Raw genomic sequence first — 20,540 nt, forward strand, 5'->3', positions numbered from 1 at the left:
ATTATATTCCTTGATTAATTATAGTATGAAAAAAAAATTAAAATATAGAAAATTCTATATTTTAATCCAAACAAAATATTGTTTAAACTTTAATTTTATAAATATTTTTCCTTTTTTAAAATAATTCAACTTGGTTGGTTTCATTCAAATCATTTAAAACACCTAATTTCCTCATTTCAGTGCAAATTTTTGAATTAACCTTTCCACGCTCAATTAAATCTTCAATAGATAAGAAATAATGTTCTTCTCTTGCTTTTACAATGGCTTCTGCAACAGTGTCACCTAAACCATCAACAACAACAAAAGGTGGAATCAATGATTTAGTTTCTTTATCTATAATTCACTCGGTAGCTAGAGATCTTTTTAATGATATTTTTTGAATTTTAAATCCTCTAACATAAAGTTCTTTAGTAATTTCAAAAGTACCAATCATTGATGCTTGTTTTGTACTCAATGGATTACTTCTGTCGTTTTTGCGTTTTTTATATTCTTCCAATAATAAACTTACTTTATTATATCCTGCAGACATTGTTTCAATATCTATCGCATCAGGTCTAATACTATAATATGCAGCATAAAATTCTAATGGGTAATATAACTTATACCAAGCTATTCTCCAAGCCATAATTACATATGCTGTAGCGTGTGCTTTAGGAAACATATATTTAATCTTTTTTAAAGATTTAATATATCAATCTGGAATTTTATTATTTAATAATAATTTTTCTTGTTCTTCATTTAAACCTTTACCTTTACGAACTTTTTCCATTATTTCAAAAGATATTAAGGGGTCTACTTGTTTTTCTATTAAGCCTTGCATAATATCATCACGACAACATACACAATCTTTTAATCTAAAACCATTTTTAACTAGTTCTTGTGCATTTCCTGCTCACACATCTGTTCCATGGCTCAAACCACTTAACAAAATTAAATCATTAAATGTACGAGGTTGAGCTTCTTTTAACATACCTCTAACAAAATTAGTGCCGAATTCTGGCAAACCATAAGCTCCAGTAGTTTCACCACCTATCGTTTCTGGTTTTATACCTAATGATTCTGTTGTATAAAATAATTTCATAACTTCTGGATCTGATTTAGGTATATCTTTAACTTTTGTATGAGTTAGATCTTCCAACATTTTTATAGTTGTTGGATCATCATGACCTAATAAATCAAGTTTTAGCACATTGTCGTGAATTGACTCAAAATTAAAATGTGTTGTTTTTCATGTACTATTTATATCATTAGCTGGATAGTTAACGGGTGTAAAATCTTCAACATCAAACTCTTTTGGTATGATTATAATTCCTCCGGGGTGTTGCCCTGTTGTTCTTTTAACTCCTTCAGACTTGTGAGCTAAAAAATCAAGATATAGTCTAGATCATGGTTCTTCACCACTACGAATTTCATGCATATATTTTTCGCAAAAACCAAAAGCTGTTTTAGTTGCTATTTTAGAAATAGTTCCCGCTCTGAATGTATGATTTTCTCCAAATAATTCCTTAACTAGATTATGAATAGTTGGCTGATAATTACCACTAAAATTTAAATCTATATCAGGTACTTTATTTGCTTCAAAACCTAAAAATGTTTCAAAAGGTATATTATGACCATCTTTTAGTAATAAAGTATTGCACTTAGGACAATTTTTATCTTCTAAATCTCAACCAGAATAAACATTAGGGTTTTTATTTCATTCAAAGTATTTACATTTAGGACATAAATAATGAGGAGCTAAAGGATTAACCTCTGAAATGTTTGCTAAATTAGCAACAATAGATGATCCTACAGAACCACGACTACCAACTAAATATCCTTCTTCATTAGATTTTTTAACTAATTTATGACTTATTCAATAAATAACTGAATATCCATACTTAATAATAGGATTTAATTCTTTTTCAACTCTTTCTACTATTAAAGAATCAGGATTATCACCATAACGTTCTTTTAAATTTTGATACACTAAATTTCTAAGTTTAGTTGGAGAATCATCAAATTTTGGAACATACAATTTATCTTTAATAACTTCAACTTTTTCAATTTGTGAAGCAATTTTTTTAGGGTTTCTAATTACAATATCTTTTATTAATTTTTCATCACCTAAAAACACAAACTCATCTAGCATTTGTCTTGTTGTTAAATATTTAAAATTAGGTTGTGCTCTATTTTTAAGTCAATGCATTCCTCCACCTAAAGTCGGAGCATTTATATATATTGCATGAAATAACTTTTGATAATCATATACATAACGAGAATCTGAAGTAGCGACACATAGCTTGTTTTGTTTTGTAGCTTTTTCTATTAAATCAATATAAGCTTTTTTAAGATTTTCTCAAGTAATTTCTTGATCTTTAACTTCATATATAAAACTATTAATAGGTGGTAATTCTATATAATCATAATTTTTAATTTCATCATTAATTTCTTTATCTGTTCCAAATAATACTTTTTCTCATAATTTAGATTCATGTGTAGCCGAACCAAAAAACAAATTTTGATATTTTTCTTTATCTTCAATAAAGAATTTTGGACCATTAGCATAATTGTTAGTTAAAGAATTAGAAACAATTTGAAACATTTCTTTTAAACCTTTTTGATTTTTAGCTAATACTCTAATAACTGAAGGTCTTTTTCTTTTTGCTCATTTTTTTGTATTAGTATTAAATAATTGTTCAGAAGTATTTATATTGTGTTCTTGAGACAATCTAGATATCATTTTTTGTCAAACATGAGCCAAAACATTGGCATCATAATCAGCACGGTGAGCAACATTAACGTCATAAGCAATGTTGTGTCTTTTACATACTTTTTCTAATCTATGAATTCTATCATCTGTATCTAAAAAATAAGAAACATGCAAAGTATCAATACACATTAGTTCTTTTAAATTTCAACCACGTTCTCTAAATTTTTGAAAACAAAAGCCCATATCAAAAGAAGCATTATGAGCTACTGCTATTCTGCCTTTTAAGATATTATAAATTTTTTGTAGACCTTCTTCTTGAGGTATACCTTTTTTTAGCATTTCATCACTTATATTTGTAAGTGATTTAATTTTTTCTGTTAGTTTTTTATTTGTTTGTAAAAAGAATTGAATTTTTTCTACTTGAATTCCGTTTTGTATTATTGAAGCACCAAATTCTATTATATCTTCAAACCTTGGAGATAAACCTGTAGTTTCTAAGTCAAATACTACATATTCAGCTGACTTTAAATAAAATGGTTTTTGATAATTAATAAACATTGTATTTTTATTAGATATAGTTGATAATGTTACACCATAAATAGGTTTAATAGTTGAATCTTTTTTTAAAGAATTATAAAAAACTGGAAAGCTTTGTATGTTATCTAGATCTGTTATAGCAATTGCTTCATGACCATAGTGTTTTATTGCTTTTATATATTCTTCTGCAGAAGCCATACCATCTTGCACACTCATATTAGTTCTTATTGCTAAATCAATTCTTTTTTCTTCTTCATTATCTTCATCTAATTTAATGATTGAATCTGTTAGTCTATATCAATCTTTACCAGATGCCATTATATATTTAGCTTTTGTATACATATCATCGCCTAAAGTTCCCTGAACAATAATAGTGTCCCCTTCATTTAATTTACATTGTTCTTCTTCGGCATTTTGAATATGTTTAACAGTTATAGCTTCATTATAATCCGCTATTTTAACTGTTAAAATACTTTTTCCATTTTTTGTGTTTTTTCATTCTGAGAAATACACTTCTCCTTTTACCATAACGCGCACTGGTTCAAAAGTGTTAAGAGCTTCAGCTATTGTCATTTCTCTTAATTTATAACTAGACCTAAAACCTCTGTTATATGTTCTGCTATTTTTAGATTCATAATTTTCTTGTTCTATATTAGCTTTTTGTTTGATTGTATTAACAGAACCAATTAATTTTTCCAAGGTTTTTTTACCTTGAATTTTAATTTCTTGTTCTTCTAATTTATAAATTGGTACTAAAAAATCATAACCAATTTTTGATAAAGCATCTTTAATACAATTATCGTTTTCTTTAAAAGTTTCATATACACTTTTAGATGGTAAATTAAATATTATTTCCTGATCAATTAATTCAATATTTTTTGAACTAAAAAAACTGCTTACTTCTTTTAAGACTACATATTTTTTTGAAATTACATATTGAAGATACTCAGATATTATTTTTTTATCTAAAATTAAATTTTGAATTCGCAAATTAATTTTACATTTTGGAAACTTTGCTTCTAAAGCTTTTTGAAAATTCTTATAATCTTTAATATCAATTAATTCATCAAATTGAAAATCAAAAATTCAGTTTGCAAAATTCAAACTAGGTGTAACTTCACAAACTCTCACGCCATTAAAACTTTCGTTAGGTTTAAAATTTATTTCTTTGCATAAATTTAAAAATTGAGCATCTTTTTCACGCATATATACTTCCTTTTTTAATTATTTTATTAATAAAATACTTGATGTAATTACAACTACAAAAGATAAAGAATCAAATCTATCCATAAAACCACCATGACCAGGAATTAAATTTGAAAAATCTTTTATATCATATAATCTTTTAATTAATGAAAAGGCTAAATCACCTACTATTGAAACAACTGGTAATAAAATTACTCCAGCTAATAATTGTTTTCAATTTGTAAAAATAGTAAATGCACCATTATTTGTCAATTTTCCTAAATACATAGTTATAAACACGAATAATGCTCCAAAAAGAAAACCAATGATTCCGCCTTCTCAAGATTTTTTAGGGCTTATTTTAGGAGCCATACCAATTTTAATAATTTTTCTGCCTAAAATAGAACCTCCTAAATACGCTGAAGTATCAGTTACAATTGGAATACTAAATACAGCAAAAATAAAATATAAATTTGCTCAATTATATATAAATAAAGCCTTAAAAGCTATGGGAATAAAAATAGTTGCAAAAATTGCGACAAAATAAGAGATCATTATTTTTTTTATTTTGTCTTTTGCTTCTTTTATTACAAAAATATTTATAAAATAAATAATGCTAATTATTGTTGTAATTGAAATTATTTGAAGAGCTGCAAAATTTGTTAAAGTGTCTTTTCCAAAGAAAATTACGTGTTTTATTTGCTCAATAAACAAATTAATATTAAGTCCTACAGCATTGCCCTGCTTAATAAATATATTGTTAGGGTCTTGAGCATTATATCAATCTAGAGGCATTGCCCATATTAAAGTTGTTAATAAAGTAATAATTATATTTTCTCATCTTTGTAACACACTATGACTTAAAACTTCATATGTAGCTCAAGCAGATAAAAACGCAAAAAATGATAAACCAATTATTTTCCCAGGCGTTCTACCAAAATAAGTAATAAAAAAGAAGGGTATTATTGTAAAGAATAATATAAGTGCGGATTTTATTCGTGTTCTAATATTTTTCATAATTAATATTATATATACCTTTTAGAAGTATTTTTAGATATAAAAAAATATTTTATATTTTATATAAAAATGCTTTTTTTGCTAAAATTAATAGCTCTATTTTTTTAAAAAAAATAACAAAAAAAGCCCAGTTTGGCTTTTTGCTTTTTAATTATATAGTTAATAATTCTTTTTCTTTTTCTGAAGCTATGCTTGCTATTTTTTCCATCGCTTTATCGATTTCTTTTTGAATTTGATCTAAATAATTTTTTGCTAGATCTTCTGATAAACTATCGTCAGATTTAATTTGTTTATTTAAATCTTGACGAATTTGCCTTACAACAATCTTAGCTTGCTCTGTTGTTTGACTTAATTGTTTGGTCATTTCAACACGCTTATCTGTAGTTATTGGAGGATATATTAATCTTAATTGATGACCTTGATTAACAATATTAATATTTAATTTTTGATCTGTTATTGCTTTTTCCACAGTTTTTAAAATTGCCATATCATATGGTTTAACCAATAATTCCAAAGCCCCGTGTGAACTAATTGATGCTAGTTCATCTAAATTCATTCAAGTTTCATAATAATTAATTTTTATTTTATTGATTAAGGCAGGATTCGCTCTTCCTACTGCAAATTTTAAAGTTTGATTTTGATAATTTTCTATAGCTTTTTCAACTTGCTCTTTTAATTGTTCAAGATAAAAACTTAATTCCATAATATTTCTCCCATTATTTTTGTTTTGTAATTAATGTATTTGGTATTTTATTTTCAATAGCTCTTAATAAAGCATTTTGTTCATTAATATCAAATATTATAATATCAATGTTATTGTCCTTTGCCATTGAAGCTGCAGTTTGATCAATAACTTTTAAATCTTTTTCTAATAATTCATCATATGTTAATGTATCAAATTTTTTTGCTTTTTTATTAAATTTGGGGTCCGAATCATAAACACCATCGATATTATTCTTGCCCATTAATATTGCATCTGCATTAATTTCTGAAGCATAAAGAGTAGAAGCTGTATCTGTTGTAAAAAAAGGTCTACCAGTTCCTCCAGCAAATATTACTACTTCTCCTGCTTTTAAATATTTTTTTGCTTTCTCATTAATATATACTTCACATACCTTTGGATCCATTGTTAAAGATGATAAAACTCTTGAATGTAAACCATTATGTTCAAAGCCCGATTGTAAGGCTAATGCATTCATTGTTGTAGCGAGCATACCAATATAATCTGCTCTAACTCTTTGAATTCCATTTTTGGCAGCACTTGTACCTCTTCAAAAGTTCCCTCCACCAACTACTATTGCTACTTCAACTTTATTTTGAATAATAATTTGAAGTTGTTTTGCAAATTTATCAACTAGCTCATAATCAATAGCTAAATGTTTTTCTTTATTAGCTAATCCTTCTCCTGATAATTTTATTAAAACTCTTTTGTACTTATATCGCATTAAGTAACTCCTTTTAAATAAACTTTTAAAAATTATATATATTTTAACCTTTTATTATTAGAATAAGGACGAAAAGATGAAAAAAATAAGATATTTTTATTCTTTTTAACCTTTAAAACATAATATAAGATTAAGTTTATTTGAAATAATTATATTATATAATATAATAGTTCAACTATATATAGAACATTATTAGAAAATTTGTTTTATATTAAAAGTTGTATAGTAAGGATACGCCATGAAACAAGAAAAAATTTATTTATTTGCTTATGATGAATTAGAACATTTAGACTTTTTTGGAAAATTATTTGGTCTTGGGGTGATAAACAAAAGCGCACGACTAAATGGATTTATAAAATGTATTAATCCATCTAGTGAAGTCTTTATAAAAAAAGATAAAAATAGTTTTGTCAAAGGCACTTTATTTGAAATAACTAAGGAACAATTATTTTTAGTTGATAAGTGAAAATTATTACCAAAATATGATCGTTTTCCAGTTAATATTTTATTAGAAGACAATAATAGCATAGTAGAAGATGCTTTTGTATATTCAAAAATAGAATTTGGAGAATTTGAACCTTTTGAAAATAAAAAAGAATTATTCAATATTAACAATTACAGAGAATCATTTAATTATTTTTTAGATTCTCAAAAACAAAAACTACAAAACTTTGATTTTGTTTTTCTATATAAACCTTCAAAAAAAGATTGAGAATACTTAAGTCAAATTAAAACAACAAACATTTTTATAAAGTTAACTATTGATAATGACAAAAATATTTATAACACTACATATATTTCAACAGCTTTTTGTCCTTTTGTAGATAAGGGCCAACCATATATAGCGCTAGCGGCATTTAATAGAAGTGATTCATTTAATGTAATTTCTTATTATGAAATTTTTAATAATATAAATATTAATGATTATGGTAAAAATATTAAAATAGAGTTTATAGATGTAAATAAAATAATGGACACTGCTTTTTTTGACAAAGAAAAACCCGTTTTCTTTTTATCAAATAGAGAAGATAAAACAACAGAACAAAACAAATATGCTTTTAAGGAAAATGTTTTTGAATATGTTTTAAAAGATTTTGATATTAATCATTGAAGTAGATTTAATAATTTATTAGGTTTATTTTTTGAAGTTAACAAAAAATAATCTAAGTGCAATATAGTTCAACACCAAGCATTTATAGCTTGGTTTTTTTAACAAAAAACACCACCTTGTTTGGTGGTGTCCTTAAGTGAAATATCAAGTGCAACACATAATTGTGCTTGGTATTTTTATTATATATTTAAAATTTTAAAGTTTGTAAAAATATATGTTTTTTTGTTTTTATGTATTTTTTAAACCATTTAAATAAACAAAAAACACCGTTTATTCGGTAGAAATAAATTCTAATTTATTTATTTGTTAATTATTAGCTTAGATGTAATTTTCTTTTAAAAATAGTTCTTTTGAAGATTTTCAACCAAGTATTTCTCTTGGCATTTCATTTATTTTATTTGAAATATTTTGTAACGTTTCAATGTTGATTGTATTAAAGTTAAAACCTTTTTTATATTCCCTTCTAATTAAACCATTTCAATTTTCATTTGAACCACGTTGAAATGATGCATAAGGTTCAGCTCGATAAATTTTTATTTTTAATCATTTGGCTAATATTCCTATTTTTTCAAATTCTATACCATTGTCAATTGTTATACTTTTAACAATTAAACTATTTTCTTTTATTAGCTTGCGTAGTTGAGTATTAATTTCATAACCTGATTTACTTAAAACAAATGTTGCAAAGCCTATTCTTGTTTTTCGTTCTGTTAAAGTTAAAATATTTCTGAAACCAGTGCTGCGCTTGCCAATTACTAGATCAGCTTCTCAATGACCATATTCTTGTCTTAAATCTATAGATTTAGGTCTAGTTCAAATCGGAAAAACATAGCTAGCGCTTGTAACTAATCTGCTTACAACTGAAGCTGTTCGTTTGCCGCCCTTTTTATAAAAACTCCTTAATCTATTATGTTTTTTAATTGTTCATTGATTGCTTTTTATCCAATTAAAAACAGTTCTTAGTGATGGTAATTTAATTTTAAAATTAGTTTTAATATAGTGATATGTTGATTTTATACCAAAAAACTTTTTGTCATATTTTTGAATAAAAATGTTAGTAAATTCTTTATAGCTAAAATTAACATTAAATCTAAACATATATTTATGAGAATGTCTTTTAAACGATTTTATATTTGCTGCACAAGAATCATAATTTCCAGTTAAATCAAGATTTCTTTTTATTTCTCTAGAAATGGTTGAAGGACTTCTGCGTAATCGTCTAGCAATTTTTCGTATTGAATAGCCATTATCCATTAATTTTTTGATAAAAAATCTTTCTTCATAAGAAATGTGAAAATATTTTTTAAATGCTTTATAATTCATATTAGGTCTCCTTAGGTGTTTTTTGTGAGGCCTTTTTTTATTTTTTTAAGTAGAAAAAAATTCAAGCAACCTCACACTAATATTTTATCAATAAAGTGTTGCACTTGAATTTTCAATTCAGCAACATTGAAATTTTATTTAAATTTAAATGTTTAATAATAGTTATTAGCCTATTTTAAAACCACTTATTACAAATTCTACTGTTGATAATTGTTTATTGTTTTCTTTATCGAGAATAGAAATTGTAACCGTTATTTGGCCTAAGCTAAAATTACGATCTTTAATTACCTTTTTTCCAAATAAAAAATAATATTGAAAGGTTGATGGTAGTTTTTTATTATCAATTAAAAAAAATTGATCTATATTCTCTTCTGTAATTTCGCTAACTTTATGGTTTTTAGCAATATCAGAAATTATATATTTATATTTTTTTGGCGAAGAATATTCTAAAGCTATTTCGCGCAACGTTTTAAGTCCAGTTACATTAAAAGTCTTGCGTTCTGAAGAATTTAAACCAGTATTTAAATCTTTTATTCAATATTCAAAGCTTATCGTCCCATCTTCAAATTCTTTATGAGTAAATTTATTTATTTTATAATCTACTACATATTTTTTATTGTCAAAATTACTAAAAGAATAACAAGATTTAAAATTTACAGCAAAATTTGAAGTAGAAATTTTTTTTAAAAATTCCGGATCTTTTAATTCTACTTTTACTTCGTTTAGTTTTGTATTTAATTTTTTGGCTAGTTCTGGATCTTCGGGAACAGGATCTGTTGTTTTTTTAAAACCAGATATTGTTGTTGATCCTCTTGCATAATCTTCATTTGTAGATTTATCATAAATATCAAAAAGGATTGTAATTTCTCCCTTATCATCATTAATATTTGTCGCTGTGATGTATTTTATTTGAAGTTTATCAGATTGTAGTTTGCTTAATTGTCAAACAAAACTATTTCCAACTCTTAGAAATTCACTAGAAAGCAATTTTGAATAATTACCCTTAATTGTTAGTTTAACAACTTTTGCTTCTTCTCTAGCTATTTTTTTTAAATTCTGTTTTTCTAATTCTTTGCCTTCTAATTTTTTAAAACCATCAAAAGTTTTAATAACAACTAAAGTTTCGGCCTTTTTCTTTGCTTTTTTATCTTCTTCTGATAATTTTTCTGTTATTTCAATTTTTGCAATTATTTTTCCGTTTTTATTATCGGTGTTAATTATTTCCAAAACTTTATATTCATATTTATCAGCTAGTTTATTAGCTTCTTTTGAGTTCAATTTAGATTGTAATGCATAATCAATAAAATCTAAAACTTTTATTTCATTTTTACCTTCAAATTCTAAAACTAATTTTTTAGAATCTTTTTTAATTTGTCTATTGTCGCATGAAATTGCTATGAAAGGTGTAATCAACATTGGGGTGCCAATACTCATAGCAATTAAAACTTTTTTAATTTTTAATGTTTTTTTCATTTTTTCCTTTTAAAATTGTGATTAAAATTTTATTTAACCAATATTATTTTAAAAAATATTTTAATTTTATAAGAATTTAATTATATATAACTTTTATTTTTTATTTATAAGCATATTTATTAACAAGTAATTTGCTCAAATTTGTATAAATTTAATAAAAATTGATTTATAAAAAAATTTTAATATTTTTTGTTTATAAGATGTCAGCTATTATTTTAAAAATTAAAAATAAAAAAATTTATAAAAATAGTTGAAAAAAATTGTTTTTGTTATAATTAATTAGCAACTATGCAAAGAAACATAAGGTTACGATATGCCGAGCTTAGTTGTTCATCTCGGATATTGAGAACTTATGTGGAGTACTTCAAATATGAAGAAGGAGAACAAACATATGTCAAAATTAGAAATTAAAGTGAAAGCTTTTGATGCTCAGTTAGTTGAAGATGCGGCTAAAAAAATTGTAGTTTTAGCTAAAACAGAAAAAGCAACAGTAAGTGGACCAATTCCTTTACCAACAAAAAAAGAAATTGTTACCATTTTAAGATCAGTTCACGTTAATAAAAAATCTCGTGAACAATTCGAAAGAAGAACACACAAACGTCTAATTGTTTTATCAAATGTTTCTGAAACATTAATTGATAAAGCAAAAAGATTAGAATTACCTGCTGGTGTTCAAATAAGTGTTAAATCTGTAGCTTAATACAGATTATTATTTTTAATTTTTAAATACATACGTCTGTGCGTATATATGTATTAAAAAAAACACAAGAACAACAACTTGTAATACTAATACAAAAAAATTATTGAAAGGAAGAATATGAAAGGAATCTTAGGAAGAAAAGTTGGAATGACTCAACTATTTACTTCAGAAGGTAAATTAATACCTGTAACTATAGTTGAAGTTAAACCAAATGTTGTTACTAACGTTTTAACTTTAGAAAAAAACGGTTATATTGCAACTCAACTTAGTTTAGAAGATAAGAAAAAATCTCAAATTAAGAAACCAGAAATTAACTATTTTAAAAAAGCAAATACAACACCTAAGCGATTCGTAAAAGAAATCCGTAACATGTCTGGATTTGGTTTAGGTGAAACATTAGATGCCTCGGTTTTTGATAGCGGAGACGTTGTAGATGTTACGGCAATTTCAAAAGGAAAAGGTTTTGCCGGCGCCATTAAAAGATGAAACCAACACATAGGACCTAAGTCACATGGTGGTGGTGGTGGTTCGCAACCTATTAGACAAACAGGTTCTATTGGTGATATCTCTGGTAACAGAGTTTGAAAAGGTATGACAATGCCTGGACATTTAGGATCGGAACAAGTAACAATTCAAAATCTTGAAGTTGTTAAATCAGATGCGGAAAATAACTTATTACTAGTTAAGGGAAGCGTTCCTGGAGCTAAGGGAGCTTTTATAGTTATTAAGAATGCTAAAAAATCAATTCAAAAGAAAGAAGAAATTAAATTAGTAAACTTAAAAGAAGCTCTTGCTAAAAACGAAATTTTTGAACAAGCTAAAAAATATAATCTTGAATTAAATATGGAAATGCCATTAAAAGAAATGAAAGCAACTTTAAAAGAAGCTATAGCTAAAGAAGCAGCAGCAGCAGCAGCTAAAGAAGAAGCTGCTCAAGAGCAAGAAAATTCAAAAGAAGAAGGAGATAAATAATTATGACATCAGTTGTTGAAAAATACTATATCTCTGAAAAATTTGATAAAAATAGAAACATTTCTTTTAATTTCAAAAAAGCTAAAGAAAAAATTTCGGGAAATTTTGCTAACTTTTTAGACGCAGTTAATGAATTTATTAATGTTAGTGAAAAATCGAAAAATAGTTCCCGTGTATGATTCCATAGAAATGGAGCATATAGTGGTAGTGTCGATTTAGAAAAAGCAATAATTATTGCTAATAGAGTTTCAGAAGCAAAAATTGAAAATGAAAAAGCTATTGAATATATAGAAAAAGAAAATTTAATTGACAAGCCAGCTCCTAAAGTGGTTAAAACAGTTAAATCTACTGAAAATTCAAAACCTAAAAAAGAAGATTTAAGCAATTTACCAAAATCTGTATTTGGATTAGAAAAAATTCATACTCAATCTGTATTTGATGCTATTTTAGCTGAAAGAGGATCGAAACGTTTTGCAACTCATAAAGTGAAGACACGTGGAGAAGTTAGTGGAACTGGTAAAAAACCATGACCTCAAAAACATACAGGTAATGCTCGTGCTGGTTCACAAAGAAGTCCAATATTCGTTGGTGGTGGTAGAGCATTTGGTCCTACAGTTGAAAGAAATTACAACTTAAAAATTAATAAAAAAGCTAGAAAAAATGCATTATTTTCAGCACTAACAATGCTAGCAAATGCAAAATCAATTTTAGTTAGAGATTATAAATTAAAAGAAATTTCAACAAGAGCACTTCTAGTTGAATTAAATAAAGACAACTTAATTAACTTAAAGAATATTTTAATTGTTTCTTCTGATGAAATTTTATTTAAATCAGCAAGAAATCTACCAAATGTTAATGTTTCAAAAGTAACATCTTTATCAATTGAATCGTTAGTTGCTGCAGATGTATTAGTAATTAGCAATGAAGATATTAAATTCTTAGAAGGGATGGCTAAATAATGAATATAAATGAAGTTATTAAATACCCAATTTTAACAGAAAAGTCTGAAATTGCTAGATCAAATCAAAATGTTTATACATTTGTTGTAGATAGAAGAACAAATAAAATTGAAGTTAAAAAAGCTGTTGAATTTATTTTTGATGTTAAAGTTGATAAAATCAACATTATTAATTACGATAAAAAACCAGCAAAATTAGGAAGATTTTCTGGATTTACAAACGCTATTAAAAAAGCTATTGTATATTTGGATAAAGATTCAAAAATAGTTTTATTTGCCGAAGAAGCCAAGGAAGCTAAAAAAGAAGCAGCCCAAGAAGCTAAAAAAGAAGAAAAAGCTGATGAACTAAAAGAAATGTCAGAAGCTGAAAAGAAGGCTGCAGAAAAAATCAAAAAAGCTGCCGAAGCTAAAACAAAAGCTAAGGAAAAAGCTGAATAATTAACCTTGAAAAACATATTAAAACTTATAAGGTTAATCTTAAAATATAAAAAACAAATTATCTTAAAAGAAAAAAATATTTTTAAGAACGGAGAAAACAAAACATGGCTATTAAAAAGTTTAAAGCATATACTAATGGTCGTCGTAATATGTCTTCTCTTGATTATCAAGCTAATTTATCTGGTCATAAACCAGAAAAATCATTGCTTGTTGTGCTTCCAACACATTCAGGAAGAAATAATCAAGGTAAAATTACAACCCGTCATCATGGTGGTAGATTAAAGAGATTTTACCGTATCATCGATTTCAAAAGATATACCAAAGATGGAATCGAAGCTACAGTTAAAACAATTGAATATGATCCAAATAGATCAGCAAACATTTCTTTAATTGTATATCGTGATGGGGAAAAGAGATATATTATCAGCCCAAAAGGTATCAAGGTTGGACAAAAAGTTATTTCAGGAGAAAATGTGGATATTCAAATAGGTAATAATTTACCTCTTGCACATATTCCTGAAGGTACATTTGTTCATAATATTGAATTACAACCAAAACAAGGTGGAATTATCGCTCGTTCAGCTGGTAGTTCGGCCCAAATATTAGGTAAAGATGAATCAGGAAAATATATCATCTTAAGACTAAAATCAGGAGAAGTGAGAAAAATTTTAGGTGTTTGTCGTGCCACAATTGGTGAAGTTGGTAATGAAGAACACTCATTAGTAAATATTGGTAAAGCAGGTAGAAATAGATTAAGAGGAATCAGGCCTACTGTTAGAGGTTCTGCTATGAACCCTAATGATCACCCACATGGTGGTGGTGAAGGTCATCAACCTATTGGTAGAAAATCACCTATGACACCATGAGGTAAAAAAGCTCTTGGAGTTAAAACAAGAGCAACTAAGAAATCATCTAACCAATTTATTATTAGAAGAAGAAAGGAAGCTAAATAATGTCTCGTTCATTAAAAAAAGCACCATTTGTTGATGATCATTTAATGAAAAAAGTTGTTGCTATTATTGAAAATAAAGTTCCAAAACGTCCTATTAAAACATGATCAAGACGTTCAACAATATATCCAGATTTTATTGGATTAACATTTCAAGTACACAATGGGCATGCTTTTATAGATGTCTTTGTTACAAATGATATGGTTGGACATAAATTAGGCGAATTTGCGCCTACAAGAACATTTAATGGACATGGTGCTGATAAAGCTAAAGGAAAGAAATAATATGAAACAAGTAGTTAAAGCATCAGTAAATATGCAAAGAATTAGTCCAAGAAAAGCTAGATTAGTTGCAGATTTAATTCGTTATCAATCAGCTACAAAAGCTTTGGTAATATTACAAACAACAAATAAAAAAGCTTCAGAAATTCTTTTGAAACTTCTAAATTCAGCAATAGCTAATGCAACTAATAATAATGGTATGGATGCAACAAAATTATTTATTACAAAAATCTTAGTTAACGATGGTCCAACTCTAAAAAGATTTCAACCTCACTCACGTGGTAGAGCTTATCCAATTTTAAAAAGAACAAGTCACTTCTATATTGAATTAGCAGAATTAGATTCTAATGAAATGATTAATAAGGAGGCAAAATAATGGGTCAAAAAGTTAACCCAAATGGGTTTCGTTTTGGTGTGACAAAATCTCACAACACAACTTGATATTCAGATAAAAAAGATTTTGCTAACTTATTGTTAGAGGATCAAAAAATTTATGATTTCTTTGATAAGAAAGTGCGTGAATATCAAATTGGTAATGTACAAATTAAAAGAAATCAAAACCAAAATGTTATAGTTTACGTTTATACAGCAAAACCAGCTGCTCTATTAGGAACAAATGGAGAAAACGTTAAAGCTTTAACTTTAGCTCTTAAAAAAGAACTAAAAAACAAAAACTTAAATATTAATATTGAAGTTATTGAATTAAAAAATCCAGATTTAAACGCTAGATTACTTGCAGAAGGCATAGCAATTAAACTAGAAAATCGTGGAAACTTTAGAATGGCTCAAAAAATGGCAATTAAAAGCGCTATGAAAGCCGGAGCTAAAGGTATTAAAACATCAGTTGCTGGTCGTTTAAATGGTGTTGATATGGCTAGAACTGAAGGATACACCGAAGGAGAAATGAAATTACATACACTAAGACAAGATGTTGATTATGCTATGGCTAGAGCAAAAACAACATATGGTATATTAGGAATTAAAGTATGAGTTTCTTTAGGTGAAATTTTGGAAAACGGTAAAACACAAATTAGCGCTTTAGAATCAAAACCAGAAAGAAAACCAAGAGCACCAAGAAAAGGCGGTGAAAGAAATGCTTCAACCAAAGAGAACTAAGCATAGAAAAATGTTTCGTATCCGTCACGATAAGGTAAAGGCTCACAGAAACAACGCTGTTTCATTTGGAGAATTTGGTTTAAAATCAACTTCTTCTTCATGGATAAGTGCTAGACAAATCGAAGCTGCCCGTATTGCGATTACTCGTCGTATGGGTCGTGAAGGTAAAGTTATTATTAAAATATTCCCACACATGTCAAAAACATCTAAACCAATCGGAGTTCGTATGGGTTCTGGTAAAGGTAGCCCAGATCAATGATTTGCAGTTGTTAAAGAAGGAACTGTTATGTTTGAAGTATTGGGTAACCAAGTAGATGTTATGAAGGATGCCTTAAGATTAGGTGGTCACAAATTACCAGTTACATGAAAAATAGTTGCAAAAGAAACTCAAGAACAAATTAAAGGAGAAGAATAATTATGACATATGCTGAACTATCAAAAAAATCAGTTGAAGAATTAAATAAAATGTTAGCTGATTTAAAAGCAGAATTATTCTCATTGCGTTTCAAAAATGCAACTCGTCAATTAGATCAAACTCATAAAATTAATTTAGTTAAAAAAGATATTGCAAGAGCCCTAACAGCTTTAAATGTAAAAAAACAAGAAGGAGATAAATAATGGAACAAGTAAGAGAAAATCGTCGTAAAAAACTTGTTGGAACTGTAATTAGTACCAAAAACGAAAAAACTATTACTGTTATAGTTGAAACATATGAAAAACACCCATTATACTCAAAACGTTTCAAAAAATCGAAGAAATTTGCTGTTCATGATGAAAAAAATGAGGCAAAAATTGGCGATGTTGTTGAAATTCAAGAAACAAGACCACTTTCAAAAACTAAACACTTTAGATTAGTTGAAATTAAATCTCATGCCATTGGAGGAAATGAAAATGCTTAGAGAATTTTCAAGATGTAATGTAGCAGATAATTCAGGCGCAAAAGAAGTTATGATTATTAAAAACTTAGGTGGATCAATTGTAAAAAGTACAAATATCGGAGATGTTGTAGTTGTTACAGTTAAAAAAGCTATGCCTAATTCTGCTGTTAAAGAAGGTCAAGTTTTAAAAGCTGTTATTGTTAGATCAAAAAGAGGATTAAATCGTGATAACGGATCATACATTAGATTTGATGATAATGCAGTAGTTTTAATTAAAGAAGATGGAACTATGAGAGGGACACGGGTATTTGGCCCAGTAGCTAGAGAATTGCGTGACAAGGGATATTTAAAAATAATTTCATTAGCACCGGAGGTTTTATAATCATGGCACAATCAAAAATTAAAAAGAATGATGTCGTTTTAGTTATTTCTGGTAAAGCAAAAGGTAGGTTTGCTTCAGTTTTATCTACTGATACAAAAAATAACACCGTAATTCTAAAAGAAATTAATATGAAAACAAAACACCACAAACCTTCTCAAGAAAATACAGAAGGAAAAATTGAAAAGAAAGAATATCCAATTCATGTTTCAAATGTTGCTTATTTAGCAAAAAAAGGAGCTGAAGGCCAAAAATCAATTGGAACAAAAATTGGATGAAAAGTTGATGCAAAAACCGGTAAAAAACAAAGAGTTATGAAAAAAGTTAATAAGGTTATTTAGAAAGGAGTTTTATTATGGCTAAATTAGAATTAGAAAAAAAATATTTAGAAAAAGTGCGTCCAGAATTAGTTAAAGAATTTGGTTACACATCAATAATGCAGGCTCCTCGTTTAGAAAAAATTGTTATTAATATGACAGCCGGAAATGAAGTATCAAACTCTAAAGCCATTGAAGAAGTAATGGTTGAACTAGCTCAAATTACAGGCCAAAAACCATATCAAACAGTAGCTAAAAAATCGTTGGCTTCATGAAAATTACGTGAAGGAATGCCAATGGGTGGAAAAGTAACATTGAGACGGGAAAAAATGTGATCATTTTTAACAAAATTAATTAATGTTGCTTTGCCTCGTGTTCGTGACTTTAATGGTACAAGCACAAAAAGTTTTGATGGCCGTGGCAATTATGCTATTGGTATTAAAGAAGAAATTATTTTCCCAGAAATTTCGTTTGATAAAATTCGTAAATTAAAAGGTATGGATATTATTTTAGTAACTAGTGCAAAATCAAATAAAGAAGCATTTTCTTTATTAAAAGGACTTGGAATTCCATTTGCAAAAAGCAATAATTAAGGAGATTATACATGGCAAGAAAATCATTAATGGTTAAAGCTGAACGTGAACCAAAATTCAAAGTAAGAAAATATACTCGTTGTCAAATATGTGGTAGAGTTCATGCAGTTTTACGTAAATACAAAATTTGTAGAATTTGTTTTAGAGAATTAGCACATGAAGGAAAAATTCCTGGTGTAAAGAAAGCGAGCTGATAATTATGGCTATTATTACAGATCCAATAGCAGATATGTTTATTAGAATTAAAAATTCAATTTCAAGAAAATATCATGAAGTTGTTTTACCTCATTCAAATAAAAAAGAAAAGATTTTAGAAATTTTCCAAAAAGAAGGTTACATTGCTTCTTATGAAGTTGTACAACCAAAAGAAAAAGGTTTTAAAGAATTAAAAGTTACTTTAAAATACAAAGGAATGAATCAAAATCAATCTGCAATTACTGATATTAAAAGAGTTTCAAAACCAGGTTTAAAAGTATATTCATCATCAGACAAATTACCTCGTGTATTAAGTGGATATGGTACAGCAATTATTTCAACTTCAAAAGGATTATTAACAGATAAAGAAGCAAGAAAAGCTAACTTAGGTGGCGAAGTTATTGCTTTCATATGATAATTTAAGGTTAGAATATGTCAAGAATTGGAAAAAGAATTTTAGCAATTCCAACCGGAGTTGAAGCAACAGTATCAAATAATCACATTATAATAAAAGGTAATTTAGGACAATTGGAATATACATTTTCACCTTTAATTTCAGTTGTTATTGAAAACAATGAAATTAAAACATTAAGAGCTAATGAAGAAAAATCTACAAAACAATTACATGGAACAACAAATGCAAACATTAATAACATGTTAATCGGAGTTTCAAAAGGTTACAAAAAAGAAATTGAAATTAAAGGTGTTGGTTATAAAGCCACACTTAAGGGAAATACAATAGAAATTATTGCTGGATATTCACATACAGTAAATAAAGAAATACCATCAAACCTAAAAGTTGAAGTACCAAAACCTACAAATATTGTTATTTCAGGTATTGATAAACAAGTAGTTGGGGAATTTGCAGCAAACTTAAGAGATATTAGACGTCCAAGCCCTTATTCAGGTAAAGGTATTATGTATAAAGATGAAGTTGTTAGACGTAAAGAAGGAAAAACTGCTGCTAAGTAGTTTAATAAATAGGAGATTATATGTTATCTAGAAATGAAAAACGTAAAGCTAAACATTTGAAAATTACAAATAAATTAGCTAAGGGAACAGCGCAAAGACCTCGTGTAGTAGTATTTAAATCTTTACATAATTTTTATGCACAAGCTGTTAATGATTTAACTCATACTACATTGACATCAGCTTCTACAAGACAACTATCTAAACCCGGAAATAATATCTCATCAGTTAAATTAGTTGCAAAAGATTTTGCAGCAAATCTAAAAAAAGCAAAAATCTCTGAAATTGTTTTTGATCGTTCAGGTTATATTTACCATGGCAAATTAGCAGCTTTTGCTGATACATTAAGAGAAGAAGGGATTAAATTCTAATGGCTGAAGAAATTAAAAAAGAAGAAGCTGAAAAAACAAATGCTACAAAAGTAGTTTCAGCAGTTAAAAAACAAGATAAAAAAGAAAATTCTAAATCATCAAGCGAAAGAAAAACTTTTAGTCCTAGAAGACAATTAAATTCAGCACCTGCAAAAATATTTGAAGAAAAAGTTATTGATATTGCTAGAGTTACAACAGTTGTTAAAGGTGGACGTAGATTCTCTTTCTCAGCTTATGTTGTAGTTGGCGATAAAAAAGGAAAAGTTGGTTTTGGACACGGAAAAGCAAATGAAGTACAAGATGCAATCAAAAAAGCAGTTAAAGATGCTCAAAAAAACATTTTTTCAGTTCCAATTGTAAATGGAACAATTCCACATGAAATTAGAGAAAAATTCCTAGCTTCAAAAGTACAATTACGTCCAGCTCCTAAAGGTACTGGTATAGTTGCTTCTAATACAGTTCGTGCTGTTATTGAATTAGCAGGATATACTGATATTTCTACAAAAACTTATGGTTCAAGAACAAAACAAAATATTATTCATGCAACTGTAAATGCTTTAAAGAAAATTAGAACAGTAGAAGAAATTGCTAAATTACGTGACATAGATGTTAAACATTTATTAGCAAAATAGTGTTATTT

Annotated in this window: 26 protein-coding genes; 20 read left to right on the plus strand and 6 right to left on the minus strand. The window is 27.2% G+C overall.

The window, feature by feature from the left end:
- Nucleotides 1-115: 115 nt before the first annotated feature.
- The 4 genes from DMC14_RS02045 to pyrH form a co-directional block, all read right to left on the minus strand.
- Entirely contained in the window at nt 116-4,435 is a 4,320-nt protein-coding gene (locus tag DMC14_RS02045) for a PolC-type DNA polymerase III (RefSeq protein WP_116171570.1), read from the minus strand.
- A gap of 18 nt (nt 4,436-4,453) precedes the next feature.
- Entirely contained in the window at nt 4,454-5,431 is a 978-nt protein-coding gene (locus DMC14_RS06275; RefSeq protein ID WP_116171571.1) for a phosphatidate cytidylyltransferase, read from the minus strand.
- Between the two features lie 151 nt (nt 5,432-5,582).
- Nucleotides 5,583-6,134, minus strand: coding sequence for a ribosome-recycling factor (locus DMC14_RS02055; protein ID WP_116171572.1), 552 nt, complete (start codon nt 6,132-6,134; stop codon nt 5,583-5,585).
- Between the two features lie 13 nt (nt 6,135-6,147).
- The gene (pyrH, locus tag DMC14_RS02060; protein WP_116171573.1) at nt 6,148-6,876 is read right to left on the minus strand and encodes a UMP kinase; all 729 of its coding nucleotides are present in this window, start codon (nt 6,874-6,876) and stop codon (nt 6,148-6,150) included.
- Between the two features lie 238 nt (nt 6,877-7,114).
- On the opposite strand from pyrH, the gene DMC14_RS06280 reads away from it, so the two are divergent.
- Nucleotides 7,115-8,038, plus strand: a complete 924-nt coding sequence (locus tag DMC14_RS06280; RefSeq protein ID WP_116171574.1) for a gamma-glutamylcyclotransferase family protein — start codon at nt 7,115-7,117, stop codon at nt 8,036-8,038.
- A 267-nt stretch (nt 8,039-8,305) separates the two neighbouring features.
- Here the strand turns inward: DMC14_RS06280 and DMC14_RS02070 are convergent, their stop codons facing one another.
- The gene (locus DMC14_RS02070) at nt 8,306-9,310 is read right to left on the minus strand and encodes an IS30 family transposase (RefSeq protein WP_116171706.1); all 1,005 of its coding nucleotides are present in this window, start codon (nt 9,308-9,310) and stop codon (nt 8,306-8,308) included.
- Nucleotides 9,311-9,475: 165 nt separating this feature from the next.
- The gene (locus tag DMC14_RS02075; protein WP_116171576.1) at nt 9,476-10,783 is read right to left on the minus strand and encodes a lipoprotein 17-related variable surface protein; all 1,308 of its coding nucleotides are present in this window, start codon (nt 10,781-10,783) and stop codon (nt 9,476-9,478) included.
- A 391-nt stretch (nt 10,784-11,174) separates the two neighbouring features.
- Here DMC14_RS02075 and rpsJ point away from each other — a divergent pair, with 391 nt between their 5' ends.
- From rpsJ to rpsE, 19 genes are all read left to right on the plus strand, one after another.
- Entirely contained in the window at nt 11,175-11,483 is a 309-nt protein-coding gene (gene rpsJ, locus DMC14_RS02080; protein WP_137412667.1) for a 30S ribosomal protein S10, read from the plus strand.
- Nucleotides 11,484-11,600: 117 nt separating this feature from the next.
- Nucleotides 11,601-12,455, plus strand: a complete 855-nt coding sequence (rplC, locus tag DMC14_RS02085; protein WP_116171578.1) for a 50S ribosomal protein L3 — start codon at nt 11,601-11,603, stop codon at nt 12,453-12,455.
- 2 nt (nt 12,456-12,457) lie between these two features.
- Nucleotides 12,458-13,414, plus strand: a complete 957-nt coding sequence (gene rplD, locus DMC14_RS02090; protein ID WP_116171579.1) for a 50S ribosomal protein L4 — start codon at nt 12,458-12,460, stop codon at nt 13,412-13,414.
- The gene (gene rplW / locus DMC14_RS02095; RefSeq protein WP_116171580.1) at nt 13,414-13,851 is read left to right on the plus strand and encodes a 50S ribosomal protein L23; all 438 of its coding nucleotides are present in this window, start codon (nt 13,414-13,416) and stop codon (nt 13,849-13,851) included. Before rplD ends, rplW begins: the two co-directional genes overlap by 1 nt.
- 104 nt (nt 13,852-13,955) lie before the next feature.
- On the plus strand, nt 13,956-14,804 hold the full coding sequence (gene rplB / locus DMC14_RS02100; protein ID WP_116171581.1) for a 50S ribosomal protein L2: 849 nt from the start codon (nt 13,956-13,958) through the stop codon (nt 14,802-14,804).
- The gene (gene rpsS, locus DMC14_RS02105) at nt 14,804-15,085 is read left to right on the plus strand and encodes a 30S ribosomal protein S19 (RefSeq protein ID WP_116171582.1); all 282 of its coding nucleotides are present in this window, start codon (nt 14,804-14,806) and stop codon (nt 15,083-15,085) included. The genes rplB and rpsS overlap by 1 nt, the downstream gene beginning before the upstream one ends.
- Before the next feature lies 1 nt (nt 15,086).
- A complete protein-coding gene (gene rplV, locus DMC14_RS02110) occupies nt 15,087-15,458 on the plus strand; it encodes a 50S ribosomal protein L22 (protein ID WP_116171583.1) in 372 nt (123 codons plus the stop codon).
- The gene (gene rpsC, locus DMC14_RS02115; RefSeq protein WP_116171584.1) at nt 15,458-16,198 is read left to right on the plus strand and encodes a 30S ribosomal protein S3; all 741 of its coding nucleotides are present in this window, start codon (nt 15,458-15,460) and stop codon (nt 16,196-16,198) included. Before rplV ends, rpsC begins: the two co-directional genes overlap by 1 nt.
- Nucleotides 16,176-16,613 (plus strand): 50S ribosomal protein L16, encoded by a 438-nt coding sequence (rplP, locus tag DMC14_RS02120; protein ID WP_116171585.1) that lies wholly within the window; start codon nt 16,176-16,178, stop codon nt 16,611-16,613. Before rpsC ends, rplP begins: the two co-directional genes overlap by 23 nt.
- 2 nt (nt 16,614-16,615) lie before the next feature.
- The gene (gene rpmC, locus DMC14_RS02125) at nt 16,616-16,816 is read left to right on the plus strand and encodes a 50S ribosomal protein L29 (protein WP_116171586.1); all 201 of its coding nucleotides are present in this window, start codon (nt 16,616-16,618) and stop codon (nt 16,814-16,816) included.
- Nucleotides 16,816-17,097, plus strand: coding sequence for a 30S ribosomal protein S17 (rpsQ, locus tag DMC14_RS02130; RefSeq protein ID WP_116171587.1), 282 nt, complete (start codon nt 16,816-16,818; stop codon nt 17,095-17,097). The genes rpmC and rpsQ overlap by 1 nt, the downstream gene beginning before the upstream one ends.
- Nucleotides 17,090-17,458, plus strand: a complete 369-nt coding sequence (gene rplN / locus DMC14_RS02135; RefSeq protein WP_116171802.1) for a 50S ribosomal protein L14 — start codon at nt 17,090-17,092, stop codon at nt 17,456-17,458. The genes rpsQ and rplN overlap by 8 nt, the downstream gene beginning before the upstream one ends.
- Before the next feature lie 2 nt (nt 17,459-17,460).
- Nucleotides 17,461-17,796, plus strand: a complete 336-nt coding sequence (gene rplX, locus DMC14_RS02140) for a 50S ribosomal protein L24 (RefSeq protein ID WP_116171588.1) — start codon at nt 17,461-17,463, stop codon at nt 17,794-17,796.
- Between the two features lie 14 nt (nt 17,797-17,810).
- Nucleotides 17,811-18,365, plus strand: coding sequence for a 50S ribosomal protein L5 (gene rplE / locus DMC14_RS02145; protein ID WP_116171589.1), 555 nt, complete (start codon nt 17,811-17,813; stop codon nt 18,363-18,365).
- 11 nt (nt 18,366-18,376) lie between these two features.
- Nucleotides 18,377-18,562 (plus strand): type Z 30S ribosomal protein S14, encoded by a 186-nt coding sequence (locus tag DMC14_RS02150; RefSeq protein ID WP_116171590.1) that lies wholly within the window; start codon nt 18,377-18,379, stop codon nt 18,560-18,562.
- Between the two features lie 2 nt (nt 18,563-18,564).
- Complete coding sequence (gene rpsH / locus DMC14_RS02155) at nt 18,565-18,978, plus strand: 30S ribosomal protein S8 (RefSeq protein WP_116171591.1); 414 nt, start codon at nt 18,565-18,567, stop codon at nt 18,976-18,978.
- Nucleotides 18,979-18,992: 14 nt separating this feature from the next.
- Nucleotides 18,993-19,532: a 50S ribosomal protein L6 gene (rplF, locus tag DMC14_RS02160; RefSeq protein WP_116171592.1), complete on the plus strand. Its 540-nt coding sequence runs from the start codon at nt 18,993-18,995 to the stop codon at nt 19,530-19,532.
- Nucleotides 19,533-19,552: 20 nt separating this feature from the next.
- Nucleotides 19,553-19,900, plus strand: coding sequence for a 50S ribosomal protein L18 (rplR, locus tag DMC14_RS02165; RefSeq protein ID WP_116171593.1), 348 nt, complete (start codon nt 19,553-19,555; stop codon nt 19,898-19,900).
- On the plus strand, nt 19,900-20,532 hold the full coding sequence (gene rpsE / locus DMC14_RS02170; RefSeq protein WP_116171594.1) for a 30S ribosomal protein S5: 633 nt from the start codon (nt 19,900-19,902) through the stop codon (nt 20,530-20,532). The genes rplR and rpsE overlap by 1 nt, the downstream gene beginning before the upstream one ends.
- Nucleotides 20,533-20,540: the final 8 nt, after the last annotated feature.

The organism is Metamycoplasma phocicerebrale, from assembly GCF_003383595.3.
GTDB lineage: Bacteria > Bacillota_I > Bacilli_A > Mycoplasmatales > Metamycoplasmataceae > Metamycoplasma > Metamycoplasma phocicerebrale.